Raw genomic sequence first — 6,120 nt, 5'->3', positions numbered from 1 at the left:
ACCGGCCTGTCACGCCGGGGGTCGCGGGTTCGAGTCCCGTCCGCTGCGCCATATTCGGTCACCTGGAACACTGAACGCCAGGTACCTACAAAAAGCCCGCTCATTGAGCGGGCTTTTTGCTGTCTGGCATTTGCGCACCTGCTACTGCTCGGCATTGCGACTATGACGATAATCGCTGACCGCCTCATACACCGCCTTACGCAAGCGATTGATGCCGCCAATGGGGCGATGCGCCTCGATGCCGAACCACGGGTTGAACGACTGGTTGTCGCAAGCCAGGTTCAGCTTGGGTGTGTCGAAGTCCTGGGCTGGCACCTTGATTCGGGCTACGGTCTCGAACGGCGCGTCACTTTCCTGCCATTCGATACTGGTGTCTTCGATCGGCATGAACTTGGCCGGATCCTGGCGCTGCACCTGCAAGACAAAACACGCCGGCACCCGGTCGGTGGATAACTGCTGGCTCAGGGCGCTGCGCAGAAAATTCGGCAGGTCCTGGTTTTGCGCGGGCAGGGTGTAGGGTGGGCAACTGTCCGGGTCCGGCGCGACGCGAAACTTGGCGTTGGCTTCGCCGAACTTGTAGGGCGATACCGAAAAATATGTGGTCTGGGTCGGGCTGGCCGGCGGCGGTGAGAGCGTCGCCAGGGCCACGAACAAGTGACGGATCTGCCAACTGCGCGGGTCCAGGCTTGGAAAGAACGCCATCACCTTTTTTCCATCGGCCTGTGCCGCCACATTCTGACGATATTCGGCGACATCACTGACGAAGAAGTTCGGATGATTGAACATCACGAAATCCTGCTCGCCCTGTGATTGCCGTTCAGCAAGCAGTTGCTTGCCCGGTACGCTCAGCAGCTTGATCGCCATCCCCCGTGCATCGCGCAGGCTATCGAATTGTGGATAGGCGTTGCCGTTGGACAGGCGCATCGTTGCCTGCCAAGTCTTGCCCGGTTCGGCGAACACGCCTTGGCGCAGCGGCGTTGGCAAATCGTTCGGCACCTGGACCTCGGCCATGACGCAACCGTGCGCCTTGGCATGGGCGTCGCGCAGGTAGCGCGTGCCTTCGCGGTGCTGGTCGACGATGCGGATCGCGGTCTGGATGATGTCCTGGGTCATCGCGGCTTCGCCGGGTGCGACCTGCTCCTTGTCCGGGACCGGCCCCTTGTGCTGCCAGGCAAACCAGGCCGTGGAGAGGGCCCAGCCAAGCAGTCCGAGGCCTAGCAGCCACAGGAGCGTCTTGCCCAGAAAGGCACCGAGGCGCAGCCAGAGCGTGATCAACATGCAAACATCCTTTTACCTGTAGGGGTCATCATTACAGTTGCGACTCCAGCGGGCTGCCCAGCACCTTCAGGTACTCCAGCAAGGCCCAGCGCTCCTGTGGTTGCAGCAGGCGACCGATCACGCCATTGCCCCGTTCACCGGCGCGGAATTCATGGCCGCTGTTATGGTTGCCGGTGATCCGGGTGTCGAAGAGAAAACCGTTGGTGAAGGCTTCGGTGCGATACCCCAGGTGCTTGGGATCGTATTCGAAGCTGCCTTTATAGAACGTGGTCGCGCGCTCATCCTGCGGGGACAGCAGTTGATAGATCGTCGGCACCGAGCCGTTGTGCAGGAACGGTGGCGTGGCCCAGACGCCCGCCAGCGGACGGGCCTTGTAGGCACGCAGTTCGCGCACGCCGATGGGCAGGCCGAAACCATCCAGGGCCGGGCGCTCGGCCGGGGTCACCCCAGCGTCGCGGTACGCGCGGTTTTCGACGAACGCGGTGACGTAGGCCAGGCCTTTGGCGACCGACAGCTGGCTCAGGTCCAGCGGTTCCGTCGGGGTTGGGTGCAGTTGTACATCCAGCTTCGCCAGTTCCGCCGGATCCCACTGCAGGCTGGTCAGGTCGAAACGGTGGTCGGCGATGTTGTTGGCGGTGCCGGGGTCGGTGCCGATGACGTTCACCGGCAGCATGTGCAACTGCTGGACCGGTCTGTCGGGCCCCTGGATCACTTTGGGTACGTGGCAACCGGCGCAGTTCTCGGCGAACAGCGCACGGCCCTTGGCAGCCAGAGGTTTGTCGATCGCGCCCAGCAACGCTTCCAGCCACACCGGAGGCTTGAGCAGTTGCAGGGTCTCCTCGATCTTGTTCAGGTCCCGGACCCGCACACTGGAGGGATAGCGCGCATCGCCCTGCAACGGTTTGCCTTGGGTGTCGAAGAAGTTCAGCGTGGCGCCGACGCCCAGCGCTTCACCGACGTTACGGGCCATCGGCTGCTGGGCGGAGCCGTTCCATTGCACCCAGTCGAATGTCCATATTTCCCACAACTGCGGGTAATCCACCGGCGCGTTCGCCACCCTGTAGTTGTTCGGGGAAATGGCGTCGCCGAAGCTGGCATTGGCTATGCGGCCAAAGGCGTCGGTGCGTCCCGGACCTTCTTCGGTGGGGTAGAGGCCGCGATGGGTGTCGTTCCAGGCCACCCGCAAAAATGTATCAAGGGATGTCTTGAATGCCTCGCGCAGTGCCTCGTGGCGGGTGTCGTAGTCCTTGCCCAGCACCTGGCGGGCGAAGCGTTCGAATTTCCAGGGGTTGTAGTAGGTAGACGCAAGACTGGCGACCAATGCCTGTCCGAAACTGCCACCACGCAATGTAGGAACACTTGAAGGCAAGACATGCTGGGCCGAGCCGCCATCGATCCGTATCGCCTGGCCCTTGAAGCGCAGTTCCCCGGTGTGACACGCCGCACAGGTGATGTCGAGGAACTCGTCGGTGCTGCCCGGGTTCTGGTGCCGGGCGAAGCCTACCGGTAGGTTGCCGGGGTTGTCTGGCGTCGCTTTTTGCGCCGGGTCGACCAGGAAACCGAAGCGCGCCAGGTATTCCGGTGAGGCGAAGCGCTGTTGCGAGAAAGGCAGTTCCAGGGCCGTGAACCAGTCGTAGCGCAAGCCTTTGACCTGGGTACCCTGGGGCGTGAAGTAATACGTCTGGCGCTCGGCGGCGCTCCATTGATCCAGGTAATGCACCTGTTCGACGGGGCTGTAGAACGGCAAGCGCGGATTGGCGATGTAATACAGCACAACGGCCACGGCGACGAGTAGCAGCACGAGAAGCAGCAATAGGATGCGAGAGAGGAGGCGCACGGTTACGTCCTTGTTTTTTGAATACGCCCTTATGCCTCAGCATCGCGTGGCGGGCAAGTGGCCATTATTTGCCGGTTCTCGGGGGCGGCAAATTGTCCCTGTACGTAATGGATGACAGATGCTTCATCTGCCCAAGGATTAAAAAGCGTTTGCGTACCTGAACTTATCCCCGGTTTGTGGCTCACATGCCGGTAGCCATTGGTCGTGGCCGCCTGATAAGCTCGCGGCTTTACTCGATTGCCCTTTAGGCGCATGAACAAGGAAATAGCATGAAACAGCATCGGTTGGCGGCGGCGGTGGCCCTGGTTGGCCTGGTACTCGCGGGTTGCGATTCGCAGACCAGCGTAGAGCTGAAAACCCCGGCGCAGAAAGCTTCCTACGGTATTGGCCTGAACATGGGCAAGAGCCTGGCTCAGGAAGGTATGGATGACCTGGACTCCAAAGCGGTTGCCCAGGGCATCGAAGATGCCGTCGGCAAGAAAGAACAGAAGCTGAAAGACGAAGAGCTGGTCGAAGCCTTTGCCGCACTGCAAAAGCGTGCCGAAGAGCGCATGGCCAAGATGAGCGAAGAGTCGGCCGCTGCCGGCAAGAAATTCCTCGAGGAAAACGGCAAGAAAGCCGGCGTGACCACCACCGCTTCCGGCCTGCAGTACGAAGTGGTCAAGAAGGCTGACGGTCCACAGCCCAAGCCGACCGACGTGGTGACTGTCCACTACACCGGCAAGCTGACCAACGGCACTGTGTTCGACAGCTCCGTTGAGCGTGGCAGCCCGATCGACCTGCCGGTCAGCGGCGTGATTCCGGGTTGGGTCGAAGGCCTGCAACTGATGCACGTCGGCGAGAAGTACAAGCTGTACATCCCGAGCGACCTGGCCTACGGCGCCCAGAGCCCGAGCCCGGCAATCCCGGCCAACTCGGTCCTGGTGTTCGACCTGGAGCTGCTGGCGATCAAGGATCCGACAAAAGAAGACGCCGCGAAGTAATCGCGTCTGCAGTCACGACAACGCCTCGCTTATGCGGGGCGTTGTTGCATCCGGACCCTGATGAGTGCCATAAAATCGAACACCTGACGGCGCCGGCAGTCATAGGCAGTACAGGCGTTGTGCTAGGCGCAACCGGCCGGTCAAGTCAATGAAATATTGGGTTTTTTTATGTGAGTAAAAAACGCCCGATCTAAGCCGGGCCCTTGTGAAACGGGGGCTTCAGCGGTGAAATGCAGCTCTGTTCACAAGGTTATCCACAATTTGTGTGGATAACATTTCGGCGGGAGAAAAAATGAAGGCTCCGTGGAATTTCGCGCGATTTCTGCCGTTGGCAGGGCGTCTGCTGGCCCGTGGCAGGTTGCCGACATTGTTGTTTGCCGTCGCCAGTAAAAGCGCCAGGGAAGGGGGCCGGTTGGGCAAGCTCAAGGAGGATCTGCGCTTGTTGCAGGCCTTGTGCTTGGCTTACTGGCGGGGTGAGTATCGGGCTGTCAGTGCCAAGTCGATGATTTCGGTGGTGGCGGGGCTCATGTATTTCCTCAGCCCCCTGGATGCGATTCCGGACCTGCTGCCGGTGTTCGGCATGTTGGATGACATCGCCGTGTTGGCGTGGGTGATGAAAACCCTCGACGATGAGCTCGAAGCCTTCCGCGCCTGGCGTTATCGGCAATCCCCCGAGAAACTCGCTCAGGTCGAAAGACTCCCCGATACCCCGGAACAGCTCCTGCTCCAGGGGCAAAAAAAGAGCTGATCCCGGCTCACTTGCCCCCAAGATTTCATCGCCCCGCGACCTTGGCCGCTATTAGGATTACACTTCCAAGGAAAAAGACTGAGTCGCTAAGTGTTTTTGTCCTACGGGGTAGACATGGATATTCAAATAATTACACGCGACGGAGAGCCCGAATACGCGGTTTTGCCGTGGAAGCAGTACCAATCGTTGTTGAAGGCCGCAGGCCTCGATCAAGCACCGTCGCACGAGGCGCCAGCCCGTCACGCGACGGCCCCCGACCAGGTTCTTCCGGGTCTGGATCAATTACGCAGTTTGCGCGAAGGGAAGGGTATCGCCATCGAGGCGTTGGCCCGCACGGTAGGTATAAGCCCGTCTTATCTGGCCTTGATCGAAAGCGGCGAGCGTCAGCCCGATGCCGCGATTCGGCGCTGTCTGGCCTGGGAGTTGACGGTGCCGGGTTGGAGGGATGAGTCGTGAGCGTACGCATCAGTCGGCAGCATTGGGATGGGTTGTTGGGTGAGTTGGACCAGGCGCGTCGCCAGCGCCATTTATTGACCTACCGCGCCTTGCTGGAGCGCTTGCAGCTACCCAGCCCGGCCATGCAGACCCTGACGGCAGCCCTGGAATACCTGGCGGCGCTGGATGCCCGGGCGGAGCAGCCGCTGCGCAGTTCGTTGGTGATCAGCCAGGGCGCCAGTCGGTTGCCGCGTACCGGTTTCTTCGAGTGCGTCGAGCGCCTGGGGCGGTTTTCCGGGCCTTCCGACGGGGTGGCCGCGGCCTCCTGGCATGCTTCGGAAGTGGTCCGGGTGTTCGAATACGAGTACCCCGAATCGGCGGAGGCCTGAAATGCTCTGGCGTCTCAAGGCACGGGCCGGCTATTGGCTGGCGCGCAGATTGTTTCATTGGTCGTGGTTCGTCCGACAGCCCCGTGGCTGGGCCTGGATGGAGGGCCAGTTTGCCCGCATGGCAAACTTGGGGGACGTGGGGGCCCAGAGTTTCTACGGGCACATCCTGACCTTTCGCGGCCAAGGGCTGGGCGCCCGAGAGGAAGGCATTCGCCTGCTGCGGCTGGCGGCCCTGGCTGGCGACGGCAAGGCGGCCTATCAGGTAGGGGTGATCAGCCTGGCCGGTACCGCCAGCAAGGCCCCGGACCCAGCCGAAGCGGCCCGTTGGTGGGGCTTGGCGGCGCAGGCCGGGCATCCGCTGGCCGAAGCCCGCCTCAAATCACTTGAGGGCCATGGCCTGTAGCCTGATCCAGAGACCGTTCGCAACGTCCGGTCTTGCTCTTGCCTGAA

At 61.4% G+C, this 6,120-nt stretch carries 7 protein-coding genes; 5 read left to right on the top strand and 2 right to left on the bottom strand.

The features are described from left to right. Window positions 1–141 precede the first annotated feature (141 nt). Both ACODSJ_RS22265 and ACODSJ_RS22260 read right to left on the bottom strand, forming a co-directional pair. Entirely contained in the window at window positions 142–1,278 is a 1,137-nt protein-coding gene (locus tag ACODSJ_RS22265; protein ID WP_489103796.1) for a catalase family protein, read from the bottom strand. A 31-nt stretch (window positions 1,279–1,309) separates the two neighbouring features. Continuing rightward, window positions 1,310–3,115, bottom strand: a complete 1,806-nt coding sequence (locus tag ACODSJ_RS22260; protein ID WP_489103795.1) for a di-heme-cytochrome C peroxidase — start codon at window positions 3,113–3,115, stop codon at window positions 1,310–1,312. A 269-nt stretch (window positions 3,116–3,384) separates the two neighbouring features. Here ACODSJ_RS22260 and bamJ point away from each other — a divergent pair, with 269 nt between their 5' ends. The 5 genes from bamJ (at window position 3,385) to ACODSJ_RS22235 (ending at window position 6,073) form a co-directional block, all read left to right on the top strand. Next, entirely contained in the window at window positions 3,385–4,098 is a 714-nt protein-coding gene (bamJ, locus tag ACODSJ_RS22255) for a BamJ family beta-barrel-assembly machinery protein (RefSeq protein ID WP_489103794.1), read from the top strand. Window positions 4,099–4,390: 292 nt separating this feature from the next. Beyond that, a complete protein-coding gene (locus ACODSJ_RS22250) occupies window positions 4,391–4,846 on the top strand; it encodes a YkvA family protein (protein WP_489103793.1) in 456 nt (151 codons plus the stop codon). A 114-nt stretch (window positions 4,847–4,960) separates the two neighbouring features. Beyond that, window positions 4,961–5,302 (top strand): helix-turn-helix domain-containing protein, encoded by a 342-nt coding sequence (locus ACODSJ_RS22245; RefSeq protein ID WP_489103792.1) that lies wholly within the window; start codon window positions 4,961–4,963, stop codon window positions 5,300–5,302. Continuing rightward, complete coding sequence (locus ACODSJ_RS22240) at window positions 5,299–5,670, top strand: hypothetical protein (protein ID WP_489103791.1); 372 nt, start codon at window positions 5,299–5,301, stop codon at window positions 5,668–5,670. Before ACODSJ_RS22245 ends, ACODSJ_RS22240 begins: the two co-directional genes overlap by 4 nt. Before the next feature lies 1 nt (window position 5,671). Continuing rightward, entirely contained in the window at window positions 5,672–6,073 is a 402-nt protein-coding gene (locus tag ACODSJ_RS22235; RefSeq protein WP_489103790.1) for an SEL1-like repeat protein, read from the top strand. The last annotated feature ends 47 nt before the right edge of the window (window positions 6,074–6,120 follow it).

Source organism: Pseudomonas sp. FG6 (genome assembly GCF_057809015.1).
The sequence above is the reverse complement of the archived record's forward strand: the minus strand, read 5'-3'. Positions and strand labels throughout refer to the sequence as shown.

Coding starts and splice junctions, on each gene's coding strand:
- ACODSJ_RS22265 (WP_489103796.1), bottom strand. CDS start 1,278: ATGTTGATCACGCTCTGGCTGCGCCTCGGTGCCTTTCTGGGCAAGACG.
- bamJ (WP_489103794.1), top strand. CDS start 3,385: ATGAAACAGCATCGGTTGGCGGCGGCGGTGGCCCTGGTTGGCCTGGTA.
- ACODSJ_RS22250 (WP_489103793.1), top strand. CDS start 4,391: ATGAAGGCTCCGTGGAATTTCGCGCGATTTCTGCCGTTGGCAGGGCGT.
- ACODSJ_RS22245 (WP_489103792.1), top strand. CDS start 4,961: ATGGATATTCAAATAATTACACGCGACGGAGAGCCCGAATACGCGGTT.
- ACODSJ_RS22235 (WP_489103790.1), top strand. CDS start 5,672: ATGCTCTGGCGTCTCAAGGCACGGGCCGGCTATTGGCTGGCGCGCAGA.